The sequence below is a fragment of the Providencia sp. PROV073 genome, assembly GCF_033688125.1.
Lineage (GTDB): Bacteria > Pseudomonadota > Gammaproteobacteria > Enterobacterales > Enterobacteriaceae > Providencia > Providencia hangzhouensis.
Genome location: NZ_CP096353.1, coordinates 2,977,301 through 3,001,846, shown reverse-complemented (window position 1 = coordinate 3,001,846; position 24,546 = coordinate 2,977,301). Strand labels below are relative to the sequence as shown.

Here is a 24,546-nt window from a genome sequence, read left to right as displayed (position 1 = left end):
TCTCAAAATTAGTTATGCGTAATTATCTGTAAAAAAAGAAGTTATAAAATTATTTTTCTCAAGGATGAAAATTGAGCATACCCAAAAAGGAGTTTGGTAATGTTGTTAGAAGAAGAAAAAATTTTTTATTTATCTCGTTTGTTAAGTCAGTTTGGCGAGCTAAAACGTAAAAATCATTTTGGTGGATTTTGTCTATTAGTCGATGATGCCATTGTAGGGTTGGTACTCGATGGTTGTTTTTATTTGCGTGGCTGCTTAGTGGCAAGAAGTCACTTTGAAGCGTTAGGGTTTAATCGGTTAGTTTATAGTAAAAAAGGCATTCCATTAGAAATGCGCTACTATCTACTTTCGGAACAAGTTTGGCATGACGAGTCCTTGTTTCTCCAATATATTGAGTTGGCGTACCGTTCAGCTATCGAGGAATTAAAACAAAAGCAATCAATGACTATGCGTATAAAAGATTTGCCTAATATGAATATGTCGGTTGAGCGCGCACTAGGGAAAATCGGGGTATCGCATGTTGATGAGCTGCGTATGATGGGGGCAAAGGCTTGTTTTATGAAGCTAAAAAAACATGGTAGGAATAACCCAAGTATTAAGTTACTCATTGGCTTAGCTGCTGCAATAGAAGGGTGTCATAGTGCTGTTTTACCCAAGGATATCAAACAAGAGTTAATTGCTTGGTATAATAGTTTTGAGTTGACGTCAGCCTAAACCTGCGGAAAGCGACTGTTATTATTAGAATTAATATTACATTACGCGATATGAAATGGGCGGGTATTTAGGATTTTAATACCCGCTCATCGGTATATTTATGACGCACTAATGGTTCGAATTATCTGTTTTATCTCAGGGATTAATTCGAGTAATAACTTAGTTTGTTCCATGATAAGTAACGTTTTTTCGTCATCACTAGTTGAAATGTTATCTATTCGGTTTAATAAACTATGGCGAAGCTCATCTGATTTTTTATCAATTACTAGTGGGTCAATGGTGGTGATTTGTAACGACGATTCAACATAGCAAATTGCGTCGTTGAGTAATGAAAGGTTACCTTCATTTTGCATTTTTTCACGATGTGCGCCTAATGCAGAAATATAACTGAGTAAGGTATGGTTTAAGCAGAGTAGGCGAAAAGCTTGTTCTTGGGTGATTCGATAAGACTTAGGGTCAGAAGCCATATTGGACACAATAGAAGCGAACTCTGCATCATTATTATGTGCATCTCTACGTGCAATTCGGTACTCAAGGCGGTTGTCTTTACCTTGGTAGTATTGTTGTAAAATAGCATCTAAATAGCGGCAGTTGCTATCCATAGTTTTTTGAATGACTTGGGGAAGTTGGCGGAACTTCCAGTCTGGCCAAATAAAACTCACTGCAAGTAATGCAATAAAACAACCAATTAATGTGTCAATGATCCGTGGAAGTGCAACATCAAACCCCTCGCCCAGTAGGTTAAAACAAAACAAAACGAGAAGTGTGATAAATAATGTTGCTTGGGCATATTGACTACTGCGAAACATAAAAAACAGTAAACCAGAAATAACGATTAGCGTAAGTTGCCCTTCCATTGAGGGGATTAAATTCAGCAAAGGTAAGCCAATAAGAATACCAACGATAGTTCCTATTATGCGAAGGGCTAAGCGCCGTTTAGTGGCACTGTAGTTTGGTTGGCATACAAATAAACTCGTGAGTAATATCCAATATCCTCTTTCCATATCAAATAGTTGGATGATGATATAGCCAGTACAAAGGAGAATTGACATTCTTACTGCATGGCGAAATAAAGAGGATTTTGGTGTTAAATGGTGCTTAACTCGCGAAATAATATCACTAATACCTGATAACGATTCGTCAGATAACTGTTCTATTTGCTTATTATTTTGCTGCCATGAACTCTGCTCAAGGCTTAGGCCTTTCAGTTGGACGTCAATTCCTTTTAAGTTTTTAAGTAAGTTATATAGGGCCTTAATTTCATGAAGCTCAGGCGATTGCTGTTTTAGTAGCTGTAGCGATTTTTCAATGTAAGTGAAAGTACGCTCAAAACGAGGGTTATGTTGGTATTGTTTACGCCATAAAACAGATTGAGCAACTTGCTGGCAGGCTCTCGCTTGCATAGTTAATAGGCGTTGGAAACGAAATAAAATATCACAATGACGTAAAGTACGGCTAAGTTGTTGATATTGAATATGAGACGAACTCGCTCGTTCGTGAATATCTTGGGCAACAAAATAGTATTGTAGCGAATTTCGGGTACCTTTTTGTCCCCGGTCTCCTTTTAACCGACTCAGTAATGCAATTTTTGCTTGGTTCATGGTACTGACCAAATGACTGTTTACTAATGCCAAATCATAAACTGAGCGTTGGTAGTCATCTTCTAAGTCAGGGTCAAATAAGTTGGCTTTTGCATCTAGATAAGCTGAAAGTTGCTGATAGCATTGGGTTATTGCATCTTGTAATGGCCTAACAGGAAATAAGATATGCCCAATCAAGGTTAAAATATTATACCAAATTGCCCCTGTGAGTAATAATGCAGGTTGTTGGTACCAAGTATCAAAAATGGGTACGCCGAGCATGGTATAAATGGCAATTAACAGCGCACCAAATGCGATGGTTGCGTATCGCTGCCCTAAAGCGCCGAGAAGAATAAAGCCACAGGTAGAAAATGCGAGGCCAAAAAAGAAAAATAAAGGATAGGGAAAAAGTAGTTCAATAGAAACTGATGCAATAAAAAAACAAAAAAGTGTAATAATTAAATTTTTTATTCTGCCAGTTAGCCTATCATCTAAGTCAGTTAGTGCTGCAGCAACCACACCCAATGTCAGTGGGATGGTGATTTTAGGCTCTTGGTTTAACAACCACGGCACTAAGGTTGCGCCTGTCAGGGCTATAAAGATTCGGATATAATATAAAAAATGACTGTTATATAGCACGCGACGATAACTGGTAAGCAGTGTTAACACAAAGTACCTCAAAGGTAAGACAAGCCCTAATCTATATAGGATAGCTTGTTTGCCAGGAATAAAAAACCGTTTGGAATCAAGCCAACCGTATTTTGTCATTGATTTTCTCAGGTGCAGGACGTATGGAACTGAAATCAACACAGATTGGACAGCGTCTGGCTCAGCATCCCTACAATCGGGTTCGCTTACTCAACGCAGGTATTGAAGTGAGTGGTGAAAACCACCAATATCTTATCCCATTTAATGAACTTATCGATCTTCGTTGTAAGAGAGGGATTGTTTGGGGGGAGTTAGAATTTGAAATTGTGAATGAACAAGTTGTTCGTTTACATGGTACTGAATGGAAGCAAACTCAGCGCTTTTACCATTATTTGAATGAAAAATGGCAACAATGGAGCACTGAAATGAGTCAAGTCAGTGCTAGTGTATTGACTGAATTAGTTAATTCGATTGAACAATTGACACAACAAGACAGGTGGCTAACATTACGTCATCTATCTGAAATAAAAGATAAAATATCACAAAACTTTTCGTCTCTGCCTATGCCTTTGGCGCGCATTTCATTGTATGAAAATTGTGCAGCACAATATCACGAATGTCTGAATTGGCTGAATAGCGGTCAAGAATGCCGAAAACAAATTAACGATCACTGGTGTGAGTCTGTATTAGTTCGTTATCACGATTTTTTCCAGCAAGTAGAAACATCACCACTCAATTATTCACAGTCCTTATCTGTGATTAATGGTGAGGATAATGTATTAGTACTGGCGGGGGCTGGAAGTGGTAAAACATCAGTCCTAGTTGCAAGAGCGGGTTGGCTAATCTTGCGAGGTTTGGCAAAACCAGAACAAATTCTTTTGTTGGCTTTTGGCCGTAAAGCTGCAGATGAAATGAATGAGCGTATTCATTTACGTTTACAACAAGATATTGAAGCTAAAACTTTCCATGCGCTTGCTCTACATATCATTCGTGAAGGTAGCAAAAAATCGCCAGTGATTAGCGAGTTAGAAACAGACACTCAAAAACGACAAACACTGTTATTAAACGAATGGCGAGAACAATGTTCAGCAAAGAAAGCGCAGGCAAAAGGATGGCGAGAATGGCTTTCTGAAGAGTTGCAATGGGAAATTCCAGACGGTGAATTCTGGAAAGACGAAAAAATTAGCACTAAAGTCACTGCCCGTTTAGACCGTTGGCTAAGTTTAATGCGTATGCATGGCGGTAGCCAGAAGGACATGATTGATAATACGTCGGAAGAAATAAGAGATCTTTTTCAAAAACGTATTCGTTTAATGGCGCCGCTATTGAAAGTATGGAAAAGCGCTTTGAAAGATGAAGGTGCAATTGATTTTTCTGGATTAATTCATCAAGCCATTAATATTTTAGAAAAAGGACGTTTTATTAGCCCATGGAAACATATTTTAGTTGATGAGTTTCAAGATATTTCACCTCTCAGGGCGAAGTTACTGCAAGCACTACGTCAGCAGAATAAGCAAACCACATTATTTGCGGTTGGAGATGATTGGCAAGCCATTTACCGGTTTAGTGGTGCAGAATTAGACTTAACGACATCGTTTGAACATAACTTTGGTATTGGGGAACTTTGCGCTTTAGACACGACTTATCGTTTTAACCAACGCATTGGTGAGGTTGCAAATCAGTTTATTTTACAAAACCCTATGCAGTTAGATAAGCCATTGAATAGTTTAACTAAAGGGAATAAAAAATCTGTTATTCTTCTTTATGAAGATGCCTTGGAACGCTTATTGGATAAAATGAGTGGTTATGTCCTTGATGATGAAACGATATTAGTACTAGCCCGCTACCATTATTTAAAACCTAATATTTTAGATAAAGCCAAAACTCGTTGGCCAAAATTAAATATTCAGTTTATGACTATTCATGCATCAAAAGGGCAGCAAGCAGATCATGTGATAATTTGTGGTCTGAATAGCGGAAAGGATGGTTTCCCTGCGCCTGCGCGCGAATCAGTTATTGAGCAAGCATTATTGCCTAAGCCCGAAGATTTTGACCATGCAGAAGAAAGGCGTTTGCTATATGTCGCATTAACACGGGCTAAGCAGCAAGTTTGGTTGCTTTATCACCCAGAAAAACCGTCAGAATTTGTCGATGAACTCAAGCAATTGGGCGTTCCAAAACAAAAGAAACCTTAAAGCTATATTATGATCTATTAAGTGCCAGAATACTCTGGCGCTTAATAGAGATAGAATTAGTTAGTTCGTTTGGTTAAATAGCTTTCGTAATCAGGAATAACGACGTCTATCGTATTATCAAAATAGGGTGAGGTGATTAAAAAATCTGCGGTTGCAGAGTTGGTTGCGACAGGAATATTCCAAACGGTGGCTAAACGTAGTAGTGCTTTAACATCTGGGTCATGAGGCACAGCATTAAGAGGGTCCCAGAAGAAAATTAAAAGGTCAATTTTTTGCTCCGCAATCATTGAGCCTATTTGTTGGTCTCCCCCCATTGGGCCACTTAGCATACTCGTAACAGGCAACCCAGTATGCTGGTGGATTAAATTGCCTGTAGTTCCTGTTGCGTATAAATTGTGAGCTTGAAGCCGTTCATTATTTTTCTTAGTCCAAGATAATAATGAAGGTTTACAGTGGTCATGGGCAACCAAAGCAATATTTTTTGAGGCTGTAATTTTACGGGTAGTTGATTCCATGATATTCCCTTAAATAAGATGCGAGATAGACATCTTTAAAAATTGAATGAGCAAAGATATACAACATATATCATAATGCTAATGAATAGTTTATAGGTTTTGGGAGATATTTTGATGAGAGATCAAGAAATTGCTGAAATTTTAAAGCGTGTCCGGACAATCGCTTTAGTGGGAGCGAGTGATAAGGCAAATAGGCCGAGTTATGAAGTCATGGAATATCTTTTACATCAAGGCTATACCGTTATTCCTGTGAGCCCTAAATTGGCAGGTCAAACCTTGTTAGGGCAGCTAGTATACGAAAAGCTTAGTGATATACCAGGGCCTATTGATATGGTCGATGTGTTTCGTAATGCAGAAGCTGCGGTAGGAGTGGCCAGAGAAGCCGTGGAAATTAAAGCTAAAGTTTTGTGGTTACAAAAAGGAGTGATTAGCGAAGAAGCACAGCAAATCGCTTTGCAGGCTGGTTTGCAGTTTGTTATGGATAAATGTCCAAAACAAGAAATACCTGCTTTAGGTCTTGAAAAATAAAGTATTTCTAGCGTTAAAAAGTAAAGCAGCTAGTGAGCTGCTTTACGGTTGCGTTCATAAATAACAATATAGATAATTGAAGGTTAGTTGCGAAGGCGAGGAGCTTGCAACTGAGACCTTATGGATTCCGCTAGTTCATCCATTGATGGTTGTTCTGGATGGTCTTCTACGGTTTCATAAGTAATTTGAGCTTCAGCCAAATATGTATGAACTGCATCCCCATTGTCATCTTCCATAACAACATGATACCAAGGTAGATCGCGTAGTGTGCTGTTAGCGGCAATATCATCATCATGTGGTTGTTCGAGCGAATACTCAGCGTCAACATCTACAACGACGCCTAAGTAGCCGAGAAGTTTGTGCCTAACTTGTTGCCCGATTCCATATTTACTGGTGATCATCATAGCGACCTCCTAAAAGCCTTGCTTATACTTCAAACTATATATGGGCAGTGCTACGCGTTTTCAAGCTAATATATGGACAATTATTAATAACGCAATACACTGTCTTTATACGCAACTATGAAAAGCAGTGCCTCATTTAGCAGATTATCTGTTCAATGAATAAAAAACAACTGTTAAAAAGAAGGTATCAATACATTATGCTCTGACAACGGAGGCTCACATGACTGCATCAGGTCGATATTTTTATATTTATGGTCGTGTTCAAGGGGTTGGGTTTCGTTACCAAACCTATCATTGGGCTAATCAGAACGGCATAAAAGGTTTTGTGTGTAACCGAGATGATGGCAGTGTTAAGCTAGCCGTTTACGGAACAGAGCAAGATATTGAATTTGTTGATGAGTGGCTAAAAGCTGGGGGACCACCGGGAGCAAAAGTAGACCATTTTTTCACAGAAAACTGGAAGACCGAGCCAATAGCGGACTTTAGTGTCCGCTATTAGTGAAAAATTAAATACATTTCACCGGTTTTGGCAGGCCAGCAAGTTTAGTGGCTTGCTTAGCTGGCCCTTTTGGAAATAGCCGGTATAGATAGCGGCTATTGCCTTTTTCTTCGCCAAATTGTTGAGAAACTGCTTTAACCAACATGCGAATAGCAGGTGAGGTATTAAATTCCAAATAGAAGTTCCTGACGAAACGGATAATCTCTAGGTGTTCATTGGTAATTTCAATATCTTCTTGCTGCGCTAGCAAAGGAATTAATTCTTCGCTCCATTGTTGGCTATCAAGCAGGTAACCTTGCGCGTCTGTTTCTATCTCTTGATTATTAAAAACCAACATACTCTTTTCAACCCAAATAAAATTAGAACGTAAATTTAGCAAAAATCGAGATATAACCCAAGTAAAGTCGTTAGAATGTCGATATTTTCACCCAACAGTATGAAAGGCGTATATTTTTAAAGCGAATGATCAAATTAGGGGTTTACATCCAATGAGAGGATGTTTATAGTGCACGTCATTGCGGAGGGGTGGCCGAGCGGCTGAAGGCAGCGGTCTTGAAAACCGCCGATGGGAAACCATCCGAGAGTTCGAATCTCTCCTCCTCCGCCATCTTCACTTCTAGCAACATTTTCTAAAGTCTTCCAATCCCCTTAAGTTATACAAACAAACAAGCAAACAAGCATTCCAACTAAATCCCATTATTCCAACGTCTACTATCGTCTATTGAAAACTACCCCCCTTCAGGTGGTACATATGGGGTACATTTATACCCCATGATTTGAGTACCCCCAAATGAAGCTAACCGTTAAGCAAATTGATTCCAGTAAGCCTAAAGAAAAAGACTAAAAACTATCTGATGGTGGTGGGCTGTATCTATCGGTTCAAACTAATGACGGAAAATATTGGCGGTTAATATACCGAATCGATGGTAAAGAGAAACTTTTAGCTATTGGAATTTATCCAACCGTTAAACGCCGTTTCACAATAGCTTGTGTGAGGACATAAAAGCCCCGAACAGCGAGGGACGCTGCTCTGGTGGCGTGTATTAGACAATGAACGGTGAATCAATACTGTCATGAGTCAGTACAGACACAAGCAAGCCCAGTTTTTCATTACTGCATTCACGTAAAAACGCTAAATCGGTATCTAATCGGTAAGTTGCCATCAGTGTTATTCCCTAGCTTGAAAAAGAGAACACCACGATAACAACCTCACCAGGCAGGTTATGTCCGGCTATTTGGCTTTTTTTCGAGAGAAAAATGAAGGGAAATGACAGGGGTGTCATGGATTTAATTTAACTGATTGATATTAATTTTAATTATTGGGTTTCGTGTCAGTGATATATATTTGAAAAATCGTTGAGTATCAATAGGCATAAAAATACGCAAGAAGCGACATTGAACAAAACAATGACACTTGACTTAAGTTAAATTAACATAACGACCTTTGACACAGGAGGTCGTTATGAAAATGCCCGCTTCTCTATGGGTTATATTAATTGTTTTTTCCCTTTTCATGCTTATACATATAACTGGCGCTTTTTTTTACGTTTCTAGCATGTTGAGATTAAGTTCATCAGTTGATGTCTGGAGTAGCTCTGATGGGGCGTTCTTAATTATTGGGTTGACATTGTATCAACTTGTATTACCGACAGTAGAAGTTTTAACTGTGGTTTTAGTTTTAATGAAGAAAAAAATTGGAGCAGCTTTATTGAAAATTCTATGGTCAATCATAACGCTAATGTCAATTTTTTCTGCATTTAAAGGGATTAATAACGCACTCGAAGGAAATGGGTTTTCAAGCATGGCAGAGAAAACAGGCGGTGTTATAGGTGTATTATTATTACCAATCATAATGATTTTCTTGACTTATATTCTTTTTAAATCCTCTAGAGTTAAAGATTATTTTCAGTCAGTATCAGCAAAGTAATAAAAACAAATGAGCCAACTACTCAAGTTGGCTCATTTTGATCACCTATCAAAATATTCCACTTCGGCTTCTTCGGTTTCAGAAAGACAGCCACCGGACTTACCGATTAACGGAATACCTTGACCATAGCTAATGCATGAATACGAAGAGAGGTATAGTCAACTCTGGTATTCATTCTTCATGATAAATTAAGGAATTAAAGTTGATGAAAAGCCGTTATCAAATTCAATTTTCACCATCAAGATTGGAAGCAGAGAAAATACGAAAACTCATTCAAATGCCAGTTACTGTAGATAAGGAAAAAATGCCATACAGATTATTTACTAATCTATGGAATTTATTAGCTATAGCATCGATTGTATCGGGGATCGCCTTATTGATGATTGGGTATAAGGCTTATTCAGTTGTAGATGGTTTTTCTGGCTTAAAAAACTTAGGTCGTCAGCTCGTTAGCATGCTTGTATATAACCTTTCGAATAGAAATGCATTACTTATATAGAAATGAAGAAAAAGAACATAGCGATCCTGATTCTCTAGTCAAAGTTAAAATTAACAGGAAATACATAGACAATATGACGAGGGGCACCTTAGTCAGGGTATTTTGGCAAAATATAGAAGAATGTTATATCAGGGAGGAGTATCTGTTTATTTTTGCTTCTGATGGTGAAGGCACTGTTATCCCTGCGAGGGTTTTAGCTGATGGCGAGTTTGATAAATTATATCAGTTTGTTATGGAACAGATTGATAACCATAAACCATGATAGATACTCAAAGTACAGTCTAGTTATTTATTATTGGACTTGTACGCCTTGACCGTAACTAATATACGTACACGATACAGATGATGTAATTATTATCGCTATGAAAAAATGATTCTATCAGAGCTAAATGAAATTAGTTTGATTTTATATGAATTTATCCACCAAGAAAATAGATATGTGCAGATTAATACACTATTAAAATAAGGAGGAAAAATTAAACTTACAAGACTTGTATGGTGATTGTGGAACTATTTTAATAAAATCAATTTGTTGTAATTACTTTTTCGATTGAAATATTTGGTTACATAGTTTATTTCTATGTACATTAGAACTTACTGGGCTTATCGCAGTTTGGTCTATTTTTTGTTCGATGATAATTCGGTTATGATTCATTTTTAGTGTTTTTCTGAAATTATATAGCGATATTTCAACCAGTTTACGCTAAGTCACTTATCCTAGGGAGATACAAAAAGGCCGCTAGGTTTACAGTCTATCCATAAGCTTTTATTATCCTTAACTCAAATCTTACCGTGCGCACTGGCTGAGATGACGGAAATTAACAGTTAATTATATTTACTTAACTCAATTTGTCATTCTTGATAAAGGATATCGCTATGCCAACTCCATGCTATATTTCCATTGAAGGAAAAACCCAAGGCAACATCACTGCCGGTGCATTTACTGCGGATTCTGTGGGTAACATTTATGTACAAGGTCATGAAGACCAAATGCTGGTGCAAGAATTTTCTCACGTTGTGACTGTACCGACAGACCCGCAATCCGGCCAGCCTTCAGGCCAACGTGCGCACAAGCCGTTCCGTTTCACCGTGGCGTTAAATAAAGCGGTTCCACTGCTGTATAACGCCTTAGCCTCTGGCGAAATGCTGCCGAAAGTGGAACTAAAATGGTACCGCACCTCAGTTGAAGGTAAACAAGAGCATTTCTTCACCACCACGTTAACCGATGCAACCATCGTCAATATTGACTGCCAAATGCCTCACTGCCAAGACCCTGCAAAAGCCGATTTCACGCAGTTAATCGAAGTATCTCTGTCTTACCGCAAAGTGGACTGGGAGCACACGGTTGCAGGCACTTCGGGTGCTGATGACTGGCGCGCACCGCTCGAAGCGTAATACCTTTTTGACGGGCTCTTTTGGGCTCGTCATCGCTTTTATTTCGTTCCCCGCTTCTTATCCATTTTGTCATGGAGACTAGTGATGTTTAGCAAAGACCCCAAAAAAACCACCATTGACCCCGTTTCTATTGTCAAAGATGAAGCGGTAAATCAAGTTAAAAATAAAGTGCAATCTAAAGTCAATGAGTTGGTGTCCAGTAAAGTACAAAAAGCGGCAGCATTAGCCCAGCAAGGGGGGGCTTTGGTATCAACAGCGGCATCTATGGCAACTCAGGCGACATCCCAATTGAACAGTGTAGCCAATAACCCGCTTATCCATGGCGGTGGATTTGGTGGTGGATTAAAACTTGGTGGTGGACAAACTTTTTCAGAAAGTCAGGCATTACAAGCCGCTCACGGGGCATTGTTAGATGCACTAGGCATGGGAAGTCTGGAAAGTGGCTTGGTGTTTACATGCTCAATTGCTGGGCTACCTGATGAAACTTTTCAAGTTACCGAATTTAATTTAACGGAAGGGTTGTCTTCGTTATTTTCCCTTTCGATTAGTGCTGTTAGTGCCTTACCGTTTATTGATTTTCAGAAACACCTTGGCGTCGCCTCTTCTTTAACAGTCAAGCGTGATGGTGTCCAAGTCCGTAAAGTGAATGGCATTTTAGCCGGGGCGGTTCAAGGGAATACGGATGGCGTAAAGACGTGGTATCACTTTGATATTCGTCCAGAAATGTGGGTAATGACCCTTAATCAAGATAGCCGTATTTTTCAAAATCAAAACGTACTGACCATATTAAAAACCTTGCTGGATGAAGCGCATGTGAAGTCGGACTGCAAGTTTTACCGTGATGACTTACATCCCAAACGTATTTACACCACCCAAAAGCGAGAATCCGCCTTTGATTTTTGGTGTCGTCTCGCCTTTGAGGAAGGGATTAACTTTTGGTTTGAAGAAAACCAATTGTTTTACAGTGACGAACATATGGGGATGACGGCGGGAATTAACCTGATGTATAACCCGCAAGCGGATACGGATATCAGCGACAGTACCGCCATGACATGGCAGTACGGTGAATACCTGTGTGTGGATGAAACCATTCATAAAGACAATAATTTCATTCGTCCTTCCTACCCGCTTAGACATGAAAATAAATTGGAAAAGGGTGGGCAACACAGCGTCTTTGAAAGTTACGGTCGCTTTCAATTAGATGAAGAGGGCAAACCACTCACCCAAATTCGTTTTGAACAGTTACGTAATGGGAGCAAGGTGGGTAGTGCCACAACAAACTGCTTTGCGCTGATGCCCGGTAAAATCTTCACCTTATCAAATCATCCTCACCTCCCAATGAATGACAGTTGGCAAGTTATTAGCGTGAGTCATCATGGTGTTCAACCTCTGGCAGACAATGGCGGAGGGGATGGTACTCAGTTGTCGAACAGCGTTTCTTTTATCCCTGGTACGCAAGAGTGGCGGCCACCTTATCGTTATAAACCAACCGCGGATGGTGATGAAGTTGCGACTGTCGTGGGCCCTCCGGGTGAAGAAATCTATGTCAATGAACATGGTGCGGTGAAAGTCCATTTTCACTGGGACAGACGTGGAGAGCCTGACCATAGTGCTTCGTGTTGGGTGCGTGTTGCGATGGGCTGGAGTGGCGGCGGCTATGGTTTTTCTGCGGTTCCACGCATCGGAACGGTCGTTCAGATTAATTACCTCAATGGGGATATTGATAGGCCGATTATCACGGGCTGTACTTATGATGGTCGCAATGCGACTCCAATCAGTTTTCCTGAAAATAAAACCCGTACCACGTTTCGGACGAAAACCCATAAAGGGGAAGGGTTTAACGAGCTGCGCTTTGAGGATGAAAACGGCAAACAGGAAGTGTTTATACATGCCCAGAAGGATATGAATACCAAAGTGTTGAATAATCGGACTACGCATGTGTTGGCTGATCATTTAGAGGTGGTTGAAAAAAATCAAATGGTCAAAGTGACCCTAAACCAAGATGAAGAAGTGGGTGAAAGTAAAAAATTGCACGTCAATGAAAATTATCAACAAAGGGTTGGTGCGAATAAGACGTCGATAGTCAAGGAAAATATCCAATATGTTGCGGGCGATTCATTTGAAATAGTGTGTGGAAAATCGATATTGCGAATGGATAAAGACGGATATATTCGTATTCAGGGTCATGAAGTTATTATTGAAACGTCAGGTGATCAGTTCCTTAAAGCTAATGGCGATATTACATTTAAAGCTAAAACTATTTTAGGTAATTAGTCATGACAAAATTATCCATAACCAATGAAATACGACCAAATGATCCATCACTTCTAGATGAAATCATTGAACAAACAGAACCTCTTTCTTTGGCTGAAGAGCAAGCAAGACTTCCATCGATTCAATTAGCTCGGCTTGTTAGCTACAGTGAGAAAAGTGTATTTATTGCATTAAATGAGATTGATACACCTATTTTAGCGTTGAGTTTAGCGCCGATAGTGGAGTCAGACATAGGTAAAATTTGTGCAATTCAATTTATCAATGGTAATAAGCAGAACCCACTAATCATGGGGCTGATCCAACAAAACAATCATTCGATGATATTGCCAGAAACTCCGTTAAATAACATGATGTTTTCGTCTCCAGAGCATGGGCAGTTACATATTCAAGCAAGTGAATCTATTACATTACAGTGTGGTGAGTCGAGTTTAACTCTTACTGCGGATGGTTTTGTGCAAATAAAAGCGCTTTATATTGATAACTATGCTTCAGCAACGAACCGTATTAAGGGCGGTTCAGTGCAAGTTAATTGAAGGGGACTAGGAATATGGAGTTGATAAATAACGCTAAACATACGACGGCTAAAGCGACAGTGATGATTGATAAAGCGGGATTTGAATATCTGGTTGTGGTGATGAAAGCTAGCTACCATTTACCTGATGATAATCAACTTGCACGTCCAATTATTCCTCCTAAAGCACTGGCTTATACGGATACATATACTGGTGAAGTGGGAACTTCTGTTCCTCTTTATGATGCTGACTTTGTCTTAAGAAAGCATAAGTGTGATGTGATCTTTAATGCTAACGCGTTTGCACCGAATGCCGAACCGACTCAGCATTTAATGGTATCGGTACAGGTCGGTGAAATGAAAAAAAGTCTCTCTGTCATTGGTTACCGACAGTGGCAACAGGGAACTGAACATTATACGGCAGGTGATGTGACTCCGTTTACAACCGTTCCTTTACATTATGGTTTTGCTTTTGGTGGGCAGTATCATTTCCAAGATGAGATGATCTCTCACTCTATTAATCCATTAGGAAGAGGTTATTTTTCTTTAGAAAAACCGAATGGGGAGATGATGATGCCCCAATTAGAAAACCCAAAAGAACTAGTCGATGCACCTGATAATGATGTTAAGCCTATTGCCCTCTCAGTATTACCCCGCCATTACGGGGAGCGTGTGAAATACGCGGGAACTTTCGATGATAAATGGCGTAATGAAACGGCACCGTTTCTACCGGATGATTTTGATGAATGTTATTTCCAATCTGTACCAGATGACCAACAGATTGATTTTCCTGTCGGTAATGAAGTGATTACGTTAACCAATATACATCCGACTCGTCCAGAAATTCATTTCAAGCTTCCAAGGTTAAATAATGTCCCCGTACGATTATATCAGCGTGATGGCGAGGTAGTATTGCTAACACCTAAGGTAGATACCCTCTATTTTGAACCCGAAAAGAATTATTTCTCTGTTATTTGGCGTTGTCATCATCAGATCCGTACTATTCAAGATGTTGAACAAGTGCTTGTAGGGCCATTATTAGATAGTTACGTATCTCGCCAAGCACCAGTGTCGACATGTCGGGGGTAAGATGAAAGATAAACCATATTTGTCAATTATTTCTGCTGGACTATGTACCCCTGTGGGAACGGACCTATTTTCTGCTACCGCGGCTATTCGAGCGGGGCTAGACCATTTCCGGGAAACTCATTTTCGAGACACACTAAATCACCCAATCATTGGCTCTCTGTTATATGACTGCCAAATATGGGGACCTGCACGATTTATTGCTTTAATTAACGATGTCATTGAGCAATCACTAAAAACCATCACGGTAGATAAAGAACACATTGTAGTGTGTTTATTATTACCGGAAGAAGATAGGCCAGGAATGTTCCCTCAATGGCTTAAGATGATTTCAGAGACAGTCTTACAGCCTTTTCATACTAACTCGATAGCATTTAACCGAGGTAAAGCCGGGATCGGTGAAGCCCTTCCTTTTGTACAGGAAATATTGTCAACTCAAACAGCTGACGTGGCATTACTAATTGGGTGCGATAGCTATTTTAACGCAGAAACTATTCGCCATTATATGGACACACATCGGTTATTACACTCAGAAAACAGAGATGGTTTTATTCCTGGGGAAGGTGCAGCCTCAGTCGTCTTGACATTAGCAGACAATAGGCACAGTCATGTAAATATTCTTGGTTTTGATACTCAGCTAGAAGCGGCACATATTCTTCAAACTAAATTACCCTTAAGAGTAAAAAGTTTATCAGAGGCAATTGAGCATGCTTGCCAAGGCTCATATCTTTCATTAAGTGATACTCAATTTCACATTAGCGACGCTAATGGCGAATCTTTTTATTTTAAAGAAATATCGTTGGCAACAACTCGTACGTTAAAAGAAAAAGTTGCACATTATCCTCATTATTTAATTGCTAAAAGCCTAGGTGAAACAGGAGCAGCAAGCAGTGTGATGATGTTGGCAACCTTGTTTGAATGGATGAAACATCCAGAAGGACCCGGAGATAGCGGATTGGTGATATCTAGCGCAGATAGCGGGGAAAGAACGGCGATTATTTTACAATATCAAGAGGTTAAATAGATGGATACACGTGTCTATGTTAATGATCGAGAAGCATGCTCTAAGGCATCTGATGGCGTATCAACGGCCGCATTTCCAGACCCTTGCTGGTCTCCAGGGCCAAGTGTAGTTCCTTATCCAAATACGTCAAAAGCGGATGCGTTATCAAATGGCACCGCAACGGTGTTTATTCAAAATACCATGGTAGCTCAGGAAGATCGTTCATTTTTTTCTACTAGTACTGGCGATGAACCTGCCACTTATGGGTTAGCTAAAGGGGTGATGACGGGAGTAATCAAAGGTAAGGCTTATTTCCGTTCATGGTCATTGAATGTGAAATTTGAAGGATATGGCATTGCCCGCCATCAAGATTTAATGACACACAACCATGGTTCTTTTCCGTCTAATACACCGACTTTTCCTTATGTTTCCCGCGGTGTTTTTGGGGGATTAAAAGCGTGTGATAAAGAAAATACGCAAGTTGAAAAACGTTGTGAGCCGGATAAAGATAATTCAGAGACACAGCAAACGCTCAAAAAAGAGAGCAAGCTCAGAAAAGCTTTAGCAAAAAAAAAAGCAACGACAAAATAAAAAGAACAGCAAAAAATGGCATTGGACGGATGACCATTGTGCTGGGCTTGAAATAAAAGTATCAGGAAATACCCCTGAAGAAATGCAGGAAATGGCGAAAGAATACATGGATGATATGTCTGAGTCGATACAGACATTAAAGAGTGAGTTGGATTACGTTAATGCATTAAAAAGTAAGCTAACGGACATGGCTGAAAATGCAGCAATGAAAGCCTTGGGGAAAGTAGGGGCGAAAGCAGTTGCAAAACAAGCTGTGGGTAGTGCTGTTCCAGCGTGGGGAAATGCGGCAATGGCCATTTGGACATTGGGCGACCTTGCTTATTCTGGCTTTGAGATTAGTTCTATTAAATCAGCGGCTGAAGAAGGGCTTGAGCAAATCAAAGTGTTATCCGAAAAAGCCGAAGACATCAAGAAATTGATGAAAGAAGCGGAGAGTTATAAAAATCTGTCACCTGAAGAACAAATAAGAAGAGCCCAAAAGTTAGCCGAAGACACGCAAGAAATATTAGCCTCATTAAATGCATGCGCACGGGCAAGAAAATGCAATTTAGTGCCCTATTCTGTAAAAAATGCCATTAAGGGGGCTAGAGGGAGTAAAACGGAGCCGGCCAACAACGGCGGGTGTTGCAAAGGGCAAACGGGGCATCATTTAATTTATTCCAATATGATAAAAGACGCCTGTCCAAATTATGATGCGTCAATTGCCCCAACTGTTTGTGTCGAAGGAACTTCTTGGCATGGTGGAAGCCATGGGCGTATTCATACGGCGATGGATGATGAACTTAGCCGCTTAGTTAAAAATAATAAATTAGATAATAATACACTGAGTATGGATCAGGCGATTGATGCGGCGGTACGTTCCCACAAAAAAACATTTCCATATGCCAACTGTTCTAATCATTGCATAAGAGAACAACTTAAGGGCTACTACTTGCCGATGTGTAAGAATGCACGATTGCCTGCCAAAGACTCTCGAGGTAATCCAATAACAGTTGAAAAAGAGAGAGAAAGATAATGAGTTATGTTACCAAAGAACATTGGGCTAAATATATCAAAGGGTATATTTTTACTGGATGTGCAATCCGAGATAAAAATATCGTGTATTTTTGCTTACGCAAAGATGTTCCCTATGAAAAAGCCAGAAATCTCTGGAATAGTGAAATACCTTCACAGTTGTTATGTATTTATTTAGATACACCAGATGACCCGATTGATTATATTAGATTTGAGGGGTTTGATAGTCCTAAAGTGGGAGTTTGTTTCAAACCAAAAGAACAAGGGATGCTTGCTTCTAGAGGGGATGATGGGTTTGTAAAATCTATGGGTAGTGGTTCTAAGTTTCCCTTAGAAAAGGTCATGGAAGGTGATTTTGCAAATCCTAAAAATATCAAATGCATTGAAGGTTATGCCTATTATGTCGGCTCTGCACGTGAAATTTATAAACGTGTCGACATTGGAAAATGGGTGCGACTTCAAAAAGGTATTCCAGGTGGAGAAACAGATACCGATATGGGATTCACGGATCTTGATGGTTTTTCAGAGCAAGATATGTATGCCGTTGGCGGTGAAGGGGATGTCTGGCACTATGATGGTGAACAATGGATCCCCTGTGGCTTTCCCTCCAATGAACAATTAAGCGCAGTGCTGTGCGCCCCAGATGGTTATGTGTATATCGGTGGTGAAGGCGGCAGCCTATGGCGTGGCCGTCAATTCCAATGGGAAAAATTGTACCACGGGGGCTCGACGATTTTACTGAATCAACTGCGCTGGTTTGAAGATAAAGTCTGGGCTTGTGATGACTATCGTTTACAGTGTTGGGACGGCAATGAAATGGTACGCCCGATGGATGGTGATGAATCTGTTCTTCTGTCTGGCCATATGGATGTGCGTGACGGCATTTTAGTGGTAGCGGGTGATTATAGTGTAGACCTGTATGATGGAACGGTATGGCATAAGATTGTTAGGCCTTATAGTTAATAAAACATGTTTAGTAGATAAAAATATGTCAACAGTAATCTCTATTGATTTTCTAAATCCAACTCCGATTATTCGGCAGCATCTGAATAATGCGACGTTTTATTATAAAACGCTACATGAAAGCCGTTATTCTTCATTAATTAATGTAGAGCGATTTAATCACTTTAATGCACTATTAAACGCGAACCTTGACGGTTTATATCATGCCGGGCAGCTTGGTTTACATGAAGCATTGTCCGCATTAAAACGTTGGAAAGGTTATGAGGATGCCTTTATTTATGCTTCGCTTTTTAATGAGTTAGATAATGAGAAAGACGTTGATAATTTTTGGCGAACGATAAAAACATTAGGCTTTGATGCATTTATTGGTGCTATAGATGCTCTAGTTCGGGTGGAAATCACATCTAGAAATGCGCAATTAGCAATACTTAAAGATATTGATTTATTTATGTTTTATATCGCGCTATTGAAAATAAAAGCATATGATGCTGAGGTTATTCAATACGAAACGTTTTTACAGTATTTAAGTTCCCCATCAAAAGAGGTCAAAATAGCGCTATGTGACTATACGAAAAATATGGGACTAAATAGCGTATCTGAAGACCTATGGCAGTTCTTTAATCATGAAACAGACCTTACAATAAAATATGCCGCTATAGAGGCAATTAGTTGGCTTTCAGATGACTATAATCGTATTTATTCCGCATTAATTCAACTCATTCAGTTGTATTTAAATGAAAATAGCTTAAAAGGAAGTAAAGGTTTAATTCATTCACAAATAATAGAGAATATCGCTAGATTGATGGGTTATACATCTTCTATGCTTGATGGAGTTGTATTATCAGAACAAATACAATTACTGCCTGATTACTTAAAGATTGTTTATTATGCTAATTCCGGTAATACCGCTTATCTTCAAAATCTTATTGGTTATCTTGATGTCCCTGAATTATCGCGCTTAGCATTTAAAGGTATTTGTTTGATTACAGGCATTGATGTGAATTCACCTGAATTGACATTTGCCTCTGTAGAACAGGCCGAATTAGCGGTTGATAGCCGAGTTCGTTTTCTTTCATCAAGTGTTAATCAAGTTAATCAAGAAGCAGTAAAAAGGACAGTACTATCACTGAATTTTAAAGGGAAAGTACTTTTAGGTAAAACTATTTCTATTTCTCATTGTGAGGCGGTTATTCAAAATGGTTGTCAGCTTGAAAGACATATAGCAAATTGGCACTTATTTCATCTGAGTAATAAAATTAAATACAATAATATTTGTTACTTTAATCGAATAAATATAAGGAGTAGAGGTGATTAATTATCCAGATTTAAATAAAGATAATATTCGTTATCAATCAGCCTTTGGAAAAAAACTGGTGATAAGCTTTTGTGCTTCTTGGTGCCATAATTGTGAATCATGGAAAGACACTTTCACACTTTTGTCTGAAAGATTTGTTGATGATTGTTTTATTTGGATTGATATCGATGAATATCCTGAATTAGTGAGTGAAATTGATCTAGATGTAATTCCGGTGGTACTGATACAAAAGAAACAAAATATTCATTTTTTAGGTCCCATTAGGCCAGGACTAGACGCCATCATAAGTATCTTAAACTCAGATAAAGTGATGGATGTTGAGTTTGATCCTGGCGTAAGAGAGTATTTAAGTGCACCTGATTTCCAACAGAGAACACCGTATTAATATGGTTATCAGGATACCTTGCCTTACTGTAAATCAAACAATTTAATAAAAGTAACGATAGAATTAGAAGTCTGCCGAGGAAAAGGAAAATAAGATGCGCGATGAAGCTTTTGAATTATTTGTTGAAAAATTTGGAGAAGCCACTATATCTCGTTTTGTTTCTGAGGAAGAAATCGATAAGTGGCGAGGAAAGTTACCTGAATTACTTTTGACTTATTGGTACAATGAAGGATGGAGTAGTTATTATAATGGATTATTTACAATTGTAGATCCTGATGACTATGAGGATATTGTCGATGAGTGGTTGGAAAACACCTATTTAGAGGAAATTGATAGTTTTCATGCGATTGCCATTAATGGATTTGGGAATATCTATTTATGCGGTGAAAGAACAGGTCATTGTATAGATATAAGTTCAATTTATAATACGATTTTTGTGCAGAAAAAAACGATCAATAATATCAATACGGAGAAATTTAAAAATAACACAATAGAGTCACTATTTGTTTTATCTGAAATTGATGACTATAACAAAAAAGGCCTATTTGAAAAAGCGGTAAAAAAATTTGGGCCTCTTGGTGATAATGAAATATTTGGTTTTGAACCTGCGATTATTTTAGGTGGGGAACTTGATATTAAATACATACAAAAAGTCGATGCACGTATTCATTTGTCTATTTTAGCCCAATTGGCTGAACCAGAAATTAATGAAATTAATATTTAGATTCAAAGAGAAAATATAATGAGAGATCTTTACTTCGCATCAATAATCGATAGTCTTGGTGAAGCAACAACTTCTCGTTATGTTTCACCTGAATATATTGTGAGATGGAAAACTATTTTACCCGATAACTTACTTAATTGTTGGGTAAATGAAGGCTGGAGTCGTTATCAATATGGTCTTTTTTCTTTCTTTAGTTGAAAAATATGGGGGATTAAATGAAAATGAAATTTATTGCTTTGATCCCATTATCCAAAAACTAGAAACATTAAATTTTAATGCATCTAACAAAGTAAATGCTATTGATTATTTATTAGAATTAAGGAAAATAATTACACCTGTAATCAAGTTTATCTAAAATATCATTCTTATTTTCTATGATATATTTACTGAAATAATATAAATTAAATAATAGACTGAGTTCTTGTGATTGCGAGCTGAACAATGAGTTTGGGCAAGAATACCTTCGCCGCAGTGAGATGGGTTTTATGAATTCTAGCCATTAAACAGAGATAGGATTATTCGCCCGTTACAACAGCGAGTCACTGCAACCTTGAAACTTTAAAAGCAGGCAACGCTGCCTCATAGGTTCATGGGGTGGGGATGCAATTGAAGCGTTTTTGCGCCACACTTTTTATGCTCCCCTTTACTATATTGAGGTAGTCTTTGGGATACTTTAATTAGTTACTCATTAAGAGATAGTTAAATCATCGACTTATGTCCTTTTAGGGGGGATGGGGATAAATGCCACCTTGTTTTTTTCTCGTTATTCAGTGTCACCGACATCTCTAATAACATATTCGCGGATAGGCAAAATGGGAAAAAGTGATAGAGGTGAGTGGTAAATACAAAGGCTTCACCTTCGCTTTCATATTGAGCGTTATCAAGTAGTAGAGATAAAGATAAGCACCGGTAGGGTTTACCTTTTAAGATATGGTCATATAAATGTGTTTTCAGCTCAATGAGCCCAGATAATAATCGCTCACATCTTCGTGTCACTTGCCTATCAGTATCTCGATAGAGAATATAATCAGCAATTAAGTGTTTTACGCTTTCTAATGACATTAGCATTGAGGCATTAGCACTGTAATGGGATAGTAATTGCCAAAAATGGTGGTTATTAACGATGGGAGGATAGCAAGGTGATAATAATGTGATATTTCCTGTTTTAATTCCGTCAGGCATTTTTTCACTGTGTTGGTTTAATAAGCCAATTTCGTTTTTTTGGTTACGTTCAAAGCCTATATAAACACATGAAAAATGTAAGCTGGGTGGTGTTACCATAGGGGCGCCTTTATTATCAAAAAAGTTTAAATAATAAAGGGTATGCCCCGTGATATTTTTCTCCATCGTTAAGGAGTAAAAAAGGGTTTTATGGTATTGAGGCATAAGGCGTGAAGATGCCGTCAATTCTGTCGTAGGATAAAAATGACAATATATGCCTCTCTCTTGTTCATGTGGCTCAAGTGAAAGTTGAATTTCAAAGAGGTCAGCCAAGTAGTGATGGCTAGGGATAGGAAGCAAATAACTTGATTTATTTTCTTTAAAATCAATTAGCAAGGTGTGTTGTGCTTCGGTATCCATTGCCGGAGCACAGTTTAAATAAAAGCTATTTTCACATTCCTCTTGTGTCAAAGGAAGCTGTTGATTGAAATAGATGTTAACTGTAAAACGCCTTTCTTGCTCCCAATCTAACTCAGTGACAACTTGGGGAATATTGAGCTCAACAAAATGATGAACATGAGGTAAATAAAGGCCTTCCAATAATTGCTGTGGAGCACTGAGTGATGCATTTTCTTGTGGGAAAATTTTATAGGGTTTTCCGATTTTTGGCTCGAAAGCGTAGTTAAGTGGATCTCCCTCATAGCGAATATGATTATGGACGACTTCAATTTTTTCAAAATACTGGCTAAATGCGAGTAGTAAGGTTTCTGATGTTTTTTTATTGGCTCCTAAAAAAACATCAAGTGAACTTGTTGAATGAAATTTAGTTTCACCTCGATACTGTAATTCAAGTGAAATACAAGAACGATTTGGGTGCTGAATCACTTTTCTAGCGAGAAGGCTATAGGGTGCTACGACGAATTCATGACAAAAACTAAAGCGAGCCCCATTATTACCTAAGACAAGATGGTCTTTATTTATCTCTACTGGAAAAGAAAGCAATTCACTTTGGTCAATTTGTACAATAGTCGTTGCTGGAAGCCCTTTTATAGCTTGGGAGTCTAGTCGTTGCAGTAGGGGCAATGTAATTTCAGGAAATGCATCGTCAATTTTATCCTGTAAACGCGCAGATAAAAAAGCAAACCCTTCTAATAGGTAGCTTGTCTGCGGATCTTGAGGATCTAATACATCAGCTAAATGTGGCTTTTTATCTGCATATTCACTGTATAGCTTTTGTAAGTATTGCTTTTCTTTAATATATTTTATTTCACTCATGACTTAATCCAAAAGATGAATATGAGCTGGGTTTTAAACCTTTTTGCTCTGCTTGTTTTTGTAATTCATAGTAACGAGCTAATAATCCATTAATTTTATTATCAATATTGATGAGTGTGGCAGGGGGAACCGGTTGCCCATTTTTAATTTGTAGCGATAATTGACGGAGCTTTTCTTCAATAGGCTCCACTTTATTGTGCTGCTTTTGAATGTCATAGATGGCAGTTTTTAAATAGGATAATGTAAAACTACCTCGGTTTTTTTCTTGTTGAATAATTTTATTTGAAAGTTGCTGCAACAACATTGCTGTTTCAGACCAACTATCATTAATAGGCATATTTTCTAAACGCGCCTCATATTGGTTTTGCCAATTTCGGCTGAAGTAAGCCTGATCAGCATCCGCAGGCCAATAAGATTTTGCTTTTTCTTGCATGTTCTCGATCAGTTTCAAGTTAGCGAGAGGGGAACGCTTTTCGAGCAAAGCTAAATGATATTCATAGGTATTTATTTCGGGTTTAAATAACCATTTGGCAACAGCACCTTCAGGAATGGACGTTATAGCCTCCATCTCATGTTTAAAATAAACATAGGCGCTAAATCCACTGACTAAAAAGAGTGCACTACTGAGCACACAACCCCATATAAAACCACGGGTAGCGCTCATTTTTTTAGTTGTTACTGTTAATGTTGATGCGGGCTCTGGGGGTTCAAAAATAAATGTTGGTGATGGTTGCTCTACCTGTTTAGCAGGTTGTTGTATATACACTAAAGGCGGGAGCGTGACAGATTCGGATGTATTTTGTTTTGCATATTCTTCCTGTTTTTCAAGTTGTTTGGCTAGATTTTGAAAGAACCATAACAAGTTTTCAATTTTAGGCAGTTTTTCCCACGTTGTTTTAGCCAGTTTATCAATGATTAATTGTAGCGCGCGTTCTGAGCGGTAAACCAAACGGAGGTCTTTTGTTTCATAGGTTTGCTGGCGTAGCAGGGCGCTAGCCTTTGTATTAAACCAGTTGAGTGCTTCTGTTCGTTGATTCGGTTTTTCAGGCCATAACGCATCCCAATGAGTAACAATAACACTCGCTAATAATTCGCAGCCTTCAGTAAAGCCACTGAGTCCATGGCGTTGTAGTCGTGCAATTGTGTAATAAGCACCGCTTTGTAGGTCAATACCATGATTTTTAAAAAGAGACAAACAAAGTGATTCAATAAGCGTCCAACTGACCTCCGGACGTGCAGGATGACTTAACTTGTTAAATTCTGTTTTAAGAGCAATAAATTCAGGAGTATCTAAAGGGGAGCTCCCGATTTTAATGACTAAATGTTCTGATTTCATCTCG

Annotated in this window: 26 protein-coding genes, 1 tRNA gene and 1 pseudogene; 21 read left to right on the top strand and 7 right to left on the bottom strand. The window is 38.7% G+C overall.

Annotated features, from left to right (window positions below):
• Positions 1–99: 99 nt before the first annotated feature.
• The gene (locus M1F17_RS13730) at positions 100–714 is read left to right on the top strand and encodes a TfoX/Sxy family DNA transformation protein (protein ID WP_136134709.1); all 615 of its coding nucleotides are present in this window, start codon (positions 100–102) and stop codon (positions 712–714) included.
• Positions 715–812: 98 nt separating this feature from the next.
• Here the strand turns inward: M1F17_RS13730 and yccS are convergent, their stop codons facing one another.
• Complete coding sequence (yccS, locus tag M1F17_RS13725) at positions 813–2,963, bottom strand: YccS family putative transporter (protein ID WP_172767335.1); 2,151 nt, start codon at positions 2,961–2,963, stop codon at positions 813–815.
• Between the two features lie 122 nt (positions 2,964–3,085).
• On the opposite strand from yccS, the gene helD reads away from it, so the two are divergent.
• Positions 3,086–5,137: a DNA helicase IV gene (gene helD, locus M1F17_RS13720; protein WP_094960709.1), complete on the top strand. Its 2,052-nt coding sequence runs from the start codon at positions 3,086–3,088 to the stop codon at positions 5,135–5,137.
• A gap of 56 nt (positions 5,138–5,193) precedes the next feature.
• Here helD and M1F17_RS13715 read toward each other — a convergent pair whose 3' ends face one another.
• Complete coding sequence (locus tag M1F17_RS13715) at positions 5,194–5,652, bottom strand: methylglyoxal synthase (RefSeq protein WP_004256102.1); 459 nt, start codon at positions 5,650–5,652, stop codon at positions 5,194–5,196.
• Between the two features lie 114 nt (positions 5,653–5,766).
• Here M1F17_RS13715 and M1F17_RS13710 point away from each other — a divergent pair, with 114 nt between their 5' ends.
• Entirely contained in the window at positions 5,767–6,180 is a 414-nt protein-coding gene (locus M1F17_RS13710; RefSeq protein WP_004256099.1) for a CoA-binding protein, read from the top strand.
• A gap of 83 nt (positions 6,181–6,263) precedes the next feature.
• Here M1F17_RS13710 and hspQ read toward each other — a convergent pair whose 3' ends face one another.
• Positions 6,264–6,584: a heat shock protein HspQ gene (hspQ, locus tag M1F17_RS13705; RefSeq protein WP_004256095.1), complete on the bottom strand. Its 321-nt coding sequence runs from the start codon at positions 6,582–6,584 to the stop codon at positions 6,264–6,266.
• 220 nt (positions 6,585–6,804) lie between these two features.
• Here hspQ and M1F17_RS13700 point away from each other — a divergent pair, with 220 nt between their 5' ends.
• Complete coding sequence (locus M1F17_RS13700; protein ID WP_004256093.1) at positions 6,805–7,083, top strand: acylphosphatase; 279 nt, start codon at positions 6,805–6,807, stop codon at positions 7,081–7,083.
• Between the two features lie 7 nt (positions 7,084–7,090).
• Here the strand turns inward: M1F17_RS13700 and M1F17_RS13695 are convergent, their stop codons facing one another.
• Positions 7,091–7,420, bottom strand: coding sequence for a TusE/DsrC/DsvC family sulfur relay protein (locus M1F17_RS13695; RefSeq protein ID WP_004256090.1), 330 nt, complete (start codon positions 7,418–7,420; stop codon positions 7,091–7,093).
• Between the two features lie 182 nt (positions 7,421–7,602).
• Between M1F17_RS13695 and M1F17_RS13690 the strand changes: the two genes are divergently transcribed.
• Both M1F17_RS13690 and M1F17_RS13685 read left to right on the top strand, forming a co-directional pair.
• Positions 7,603–7,690 (top strand) — tRNA-Ser (locus tag M1F17_RS13690).
• Between the two features lie 183 nt (positions 7,691–7,873).
• Positions 7,874–8,050: pseudogene (locus M1F17_RS13685) on the top strand (Arm DNA-binding domain-containing protein); the annotation flags it as partial.
• 76 nt (positions 8,051–8,126) lie between these two features.
• Here M1F17_RS13685 and M1F17_RS13680 read toward each other — a convergent pair.
• Positions 8,127–8,246 carry a DUF3944 domain-containing protein gene (locus tag M1F17_RS13680; RefSeq protein WP_377145485.1) on the bottom strand — a complete coding sequence of 40 codons (120 nt, stop codon included), beginning with the start codon at positions 8,244–8,246 and terminating at the stop codon, positions 8,127–8,129.
• A gap of 299 nt (positions 8,247–8,545) precedes the next feature.
• Here M1F17_RS13680 and M1F17_RS13675 point away from each other — a divergent pair, with 299 nt between their 5' ends.
• The 15 genes from M1F17_RS13675 (at position 8,546) to M1F17_RS13605 (ending at position 20,968) form a co-directional block, all read left to right on the top strand.
• Entirely contained in the window at positions 8,546–9,010 is a 465-nt protein-coding gene (locus M1F17_RS13675; RefSeq protein WP_096864213.1) for a hypothetical protein, read from the top strand.
• A 205-nt stretch (positions 9,011–9,215) separates the two neighbouring features.
• A complete protein-coding gene (locus M1F17_RS13670; RefSeq protein WP_318837022.1) occupies positions 9,216–9,509 on the top strand; it encodes a hypothetical protein in 294 nt (97 codons plus the stop codon).
• Between the two features lie 73 nt (positions 9,510–9,582).
• Positions 9,583–9,771, top strand: a complete 189-nt coding sequence (locus M1F17_RS13665) for a YcxB family protein (RefSeq protein WP_282551041.1) — start codon at positions 9,583–9,585, stop codon at positions 9,769–9,771.
• Between the two features lie 614 nt (positions 9,772–10,385).
• Positions 10,386–10,904 carry an Hcp family type VI secretion system effector gene (locus M1F17_RS13660; RefSeq protein ID WP_004250011.1) on the top strand — a complete coding sequence of 173 codons (519 nt, stop codon included), beginning with the start codon at positions 10,386–10,388 and terminating at the stop codon, positions 10,902–10,904.
• Positions 10,905–10,988: 84 nt separating this feature from the next.
• On the top strand, positions 10,989–13,178 hold the full coding sequence (locus M1F17_RS13655; protein ID WP_318837021.1) for a type VI secretion system Vgr family protein: 2,190 nt from the start codon (positions 10,989–10,991) through the stop codon (positions 13,176–13,178).
• 2 nt (positions 13,179–13,180) lie between these two features.
• The gene (locus M1F17_RS13650; protein ID WP_094960737.1) at positions 13,181–13,711 is read left to right on the top strand and encodes a DUF6484 domain-containing protein; all 531 of its coding nucleotides are present in this window, start codon (positions 13,181–13,183) and stop codon (positions 13,709–13,711) included.
• A 14-nt stretch (positions 13,712–13,725) separates the two neighbouring features.
• Positions 13,726–14,778 (top strand): DUF2169 domain-containing protein, encoded by a 1,053-nt coding sequence (locus tag M1F17_RS13645; protein WP_094960738.1) that lies wholly within the window; start codon positions 13,726–13,728, stop codon positions 14,776–14,778.
• 1 nt (position 14,779) lies between these two features.
• Positions 14,780–15,799 carry a 3-oxoacyl-ACP synthase gene (locus M1F17_RS13640; RefSeq protein WP_094960739.1) on the top strand — a complete coding sequence of 340 codons (1,020 nt, stop codon included), beginning with the start codon at positions 14,780–14,782 and terminating at the stop codon, positions 15,797–15,799.
• On the top strand, positions 15,800–16,369 hold the full coding sequence (locus M1F17_RS13635) for a DUF4150 domain-containing protein (RefSeq protein ID WP_318837020.1): 570 nt from the start codon (positions 15,800–15,802) through the stop codon (positions 16,367–16,369). It begins immediately after the preceding gene.
• A 91-nt stretch (positions 16,370–16,460) separates the two neighbouring features.
• Positions 16,461–17,384 (top strand): HNH/endonuclease VII fold toxin-2 domain-containing protein, encoded by a 924-nt coding sequence (locus M1F17_RS13630; protein ID WP_318837019.1) that lies wholly within the window; start codon positions 16,461–16,463, stop codon positions 17,382–17,384.
• A complete protein-coding gene (locus M1F17_RS13625) occupies positions 17,384–18,346 on the top strand; it encodes a hypothetical protein (RefSeq protein ID WP_094960741.1) in 963 nt (320 codons plus the stop codon). The genes M1F17_RS13630 and M1F17_RS13625 overlap by 1 nt, the downstream gene beginning before the upstream one ends.
• Before the next feature lie 25 nt (positions 18,347–18,371).
• Positions 18,372–19,661: a hypothetical protein gene (locus tag M1F17_RS13620; protein WP_094960770.1), complete on the top strand. Its 1,290-nt coding sequence runs from the start codon at positions 18,372–18,374 to the stop codon at positions 19,659–19,661.
• Positions 19,654–20,046, top strand: coding sequence for a thioredoxin family protein (locus M1F17_RS13615; RefSeq protein WP_094960742.1), 393 nt, complete (start codon positions 19,654–19,656; stop codon positions 20,044–20,046). The genes M1F17_RS13620 and M1F17_RS13615 overlap by 8 nt, the downstream gene beginning before the upstream one ends.
• Before the next feature lie 94 nt (positions 20,047–20,140).
• Complete coding sequence (locus M1F17_RS13610; protein ID WP_318837018.1) at positions 20,141–20,770, top strand: GAD-like domain-containing protein; 630 nt, start codon at positions 20,141–20,143, stop codon at positions 20,768–20,770.
• Positions 20,771–20,788: 18 nt separating this feature from the next.
• Positions 20,789–20,968, top strand: coding sequence for a GAD-like domain-containing protein (locus tag M1F17_RS13605; protein WP_144140139.1), 180 nt, complete (start codon positions 20,789–20,791; stop codon positions 20,966–20,968).
• Positions 20,969–21,469: 501 nt separating this feature from the next.
• On the opposite strand, the gene M1F17_RS13600 is transcribed toward M1F17_RS13605, so the two are convergent.
• Both M1F17_RS13600 and M1F17_RS13595 read right to left on the bottom strand, forming a co-directional pair.
• Positions 21,470–23,206, bottom strand: a complete 1,737-nt coding sequence (locus M1F17_RS13600; RefSeq protein ID WP_112308196.1) for a type VI secretion system baseplate subunit TssF — start codon at positions 23,204–23,206, stop codon at positions 21,470–21,472.
• On the bottom strand, positions 23,199–24,542 hold the full coding sequence (locus M1F17_RS13595; protein WP_036957892.1) for a VasL domain-containing protein: 1,344 nt from the start codon (positions 24,540–24,542) through the stop codon (positions 23,199–23,201). Before M1F17_RS13595 ends, M1F17_RS13600 begins: the two co-directional genes overlap by 8 nt.
• Positions 24,543–24,546: the final 4 nt, after the last annotated feature.

Coding starts and splice junctions, on each gene's coding strand:
- M1F17_RS13675 (WP_096864213.1), top strand. CDS start 8,546: ATGAAAATGCCCGCTTCTCTATGGGTTATATTAATTGTTTTTTCCCTT.
- hspQ (WP_004256095.1), bottom strand. CDS start 6,584: ATGATGATCACCAGTAAATATGGAATCGGGCAACAAGTTAGGCACAAA.
- M1F17_RS13680 (WP_377145485.1), bottom strand. CDS start 8,246: ATGGCAACTTACCGATTAGATACCGATTTAGCGTTTTTACGTGAATGC.
- M1F17_RS13660 (WP_004250011.1), top strand. CDS start 10,386: ATGCCAACTCCATGCTATATTTCCATTGAAGGAAAAACCCAAGGCAAC.
- M1F17_RS13625 (WP_094960741.1), top strand. CDS start 17,384: ATGAGTTATGTTACCAAAGAACATTGGGCTAAATATATCAAAGGGTAT.
- M1F17_RS13730 (WP_136134709.1), top strand. CDS start 100: ATGTTGTTAGAAGAAGAAAAAATTTTTTATTTATCTCGTTTGTTAAGT.
- M1F17_RS13670 (WP_318837022.1), top strand. CDS start 9,216: ATGAAAAGCCGTTATCAAATTCAATTTTCACCATCAAGATTGGAAGCA.
- M1F17_RS13635 (WP_318837020.1), top strand. CDS start 15,800: ATGGATACACGTGTCTATGTTAATGATCGAGAAGCATGCTCTAAGGCA.
- M1F17_RS13605 (WP_144140139.1), top strand. CDS start 20,789: ATGAGAGATCTTTACTTCGCATCAATAATCGATAGTCTTGGTGAAGCA.
- M1F17_RS13695 (WP_004256090.1), bottom strand. CDS start 7,420: ATGTTGGTTTTTAATAATCAAGAGATAGAAACAGACGCGCAAGGTTAC.
- M1F17_RS13645 (WP_094960738.1), top strand. CDS start 13,726: ATGGAGTTGATAAATAACGCTAAACATACGACGGCTAAAGCGACAGTG.
- M1F17_RS13600 (WP_112308196.1), bottom strand. CDS start 23,206: ATGAGTGAAATAAAATATATTAAAGAAAAGCAATACTTACAAAAGCTA.
- M1F17_RS13665 (WP_282551041.1), top strand. CDS start 9,583: ATGACGAGGGGCACCTTAGTCAGGGTATTTTGGCAAAATATAGAAGAA.
- M1F17_RS13700 (WP_004256093.1), top strand. CDS start 6,805: ATGACTGCATCAGGTCGATATTTTTATATTTATGGTCGTGTTCAAGGG.
- helD (WP_094960709.1), top strand. CDS start 3,086: ATGGAACTGAAATCAACACAGATTGGACAGCGTCTGGCTCAGCATCCC.
- M1F17_RS13595 (WP_036957892.1), bottom strand. CDS start 24,542: ATGAAATCAGAACATTTAGTCATTAAAATCGGGAGCTCCCCTTTAGAT.
- M1F17_RS13610 (WP_318837018.1), top strand. CDS start 20,141: ATGCGCGATGAAGCTTTTGAATTATTTGTTGAAAAATTTGGAGAAGCC.
- M1F17_RS13620 (WP_094960770.1), top strand. CDS start 18,372: ATGTCAACAGTAATCTCTATTGATTTTCTAAATCCAACTCCGATTATT.
- M1F17_RS13715 (WP_004256102.1), bottom strand. CDS start 5,652: ATGGAATCAACTACCCGTAAAATTACAGCCTCAAAAAATATTGCTTTG.
- M1F17_RS13630 (WP_318837019.1), top strand. CDS start 16,461: ATGGCGAAAGAATACATGGATGATATGTCTGAGTCGATACAGACATTA.
- M1F17_RS13640 (WP_094960739.1), top strand. CDS start 14,780: ATGAAAGATAAACCATATTTGTCAATTATTTCTGCTGGACTATGTACC.
- M1F17_RS13710 (WP_004256099.1), top strand. CDS start 5,767: ATGAGAGATCAAGAAATTGCTGAAATTTTAAAGCGTGTCCGGACAATC.
- M1F17_RS13650 (WP_094960737.1), top strand. CDS start 13,181: ATGACAAAATTATCCATAACCAATGAAATACGACCAAATGATCCATCA.
- M1F17_RS13655 (WP_318837021.1), top strand. CDS start 10,989: ATGTTTAGCAAAGACCCCAAAAAAACCACCATTGACCCCGTTTCTATT.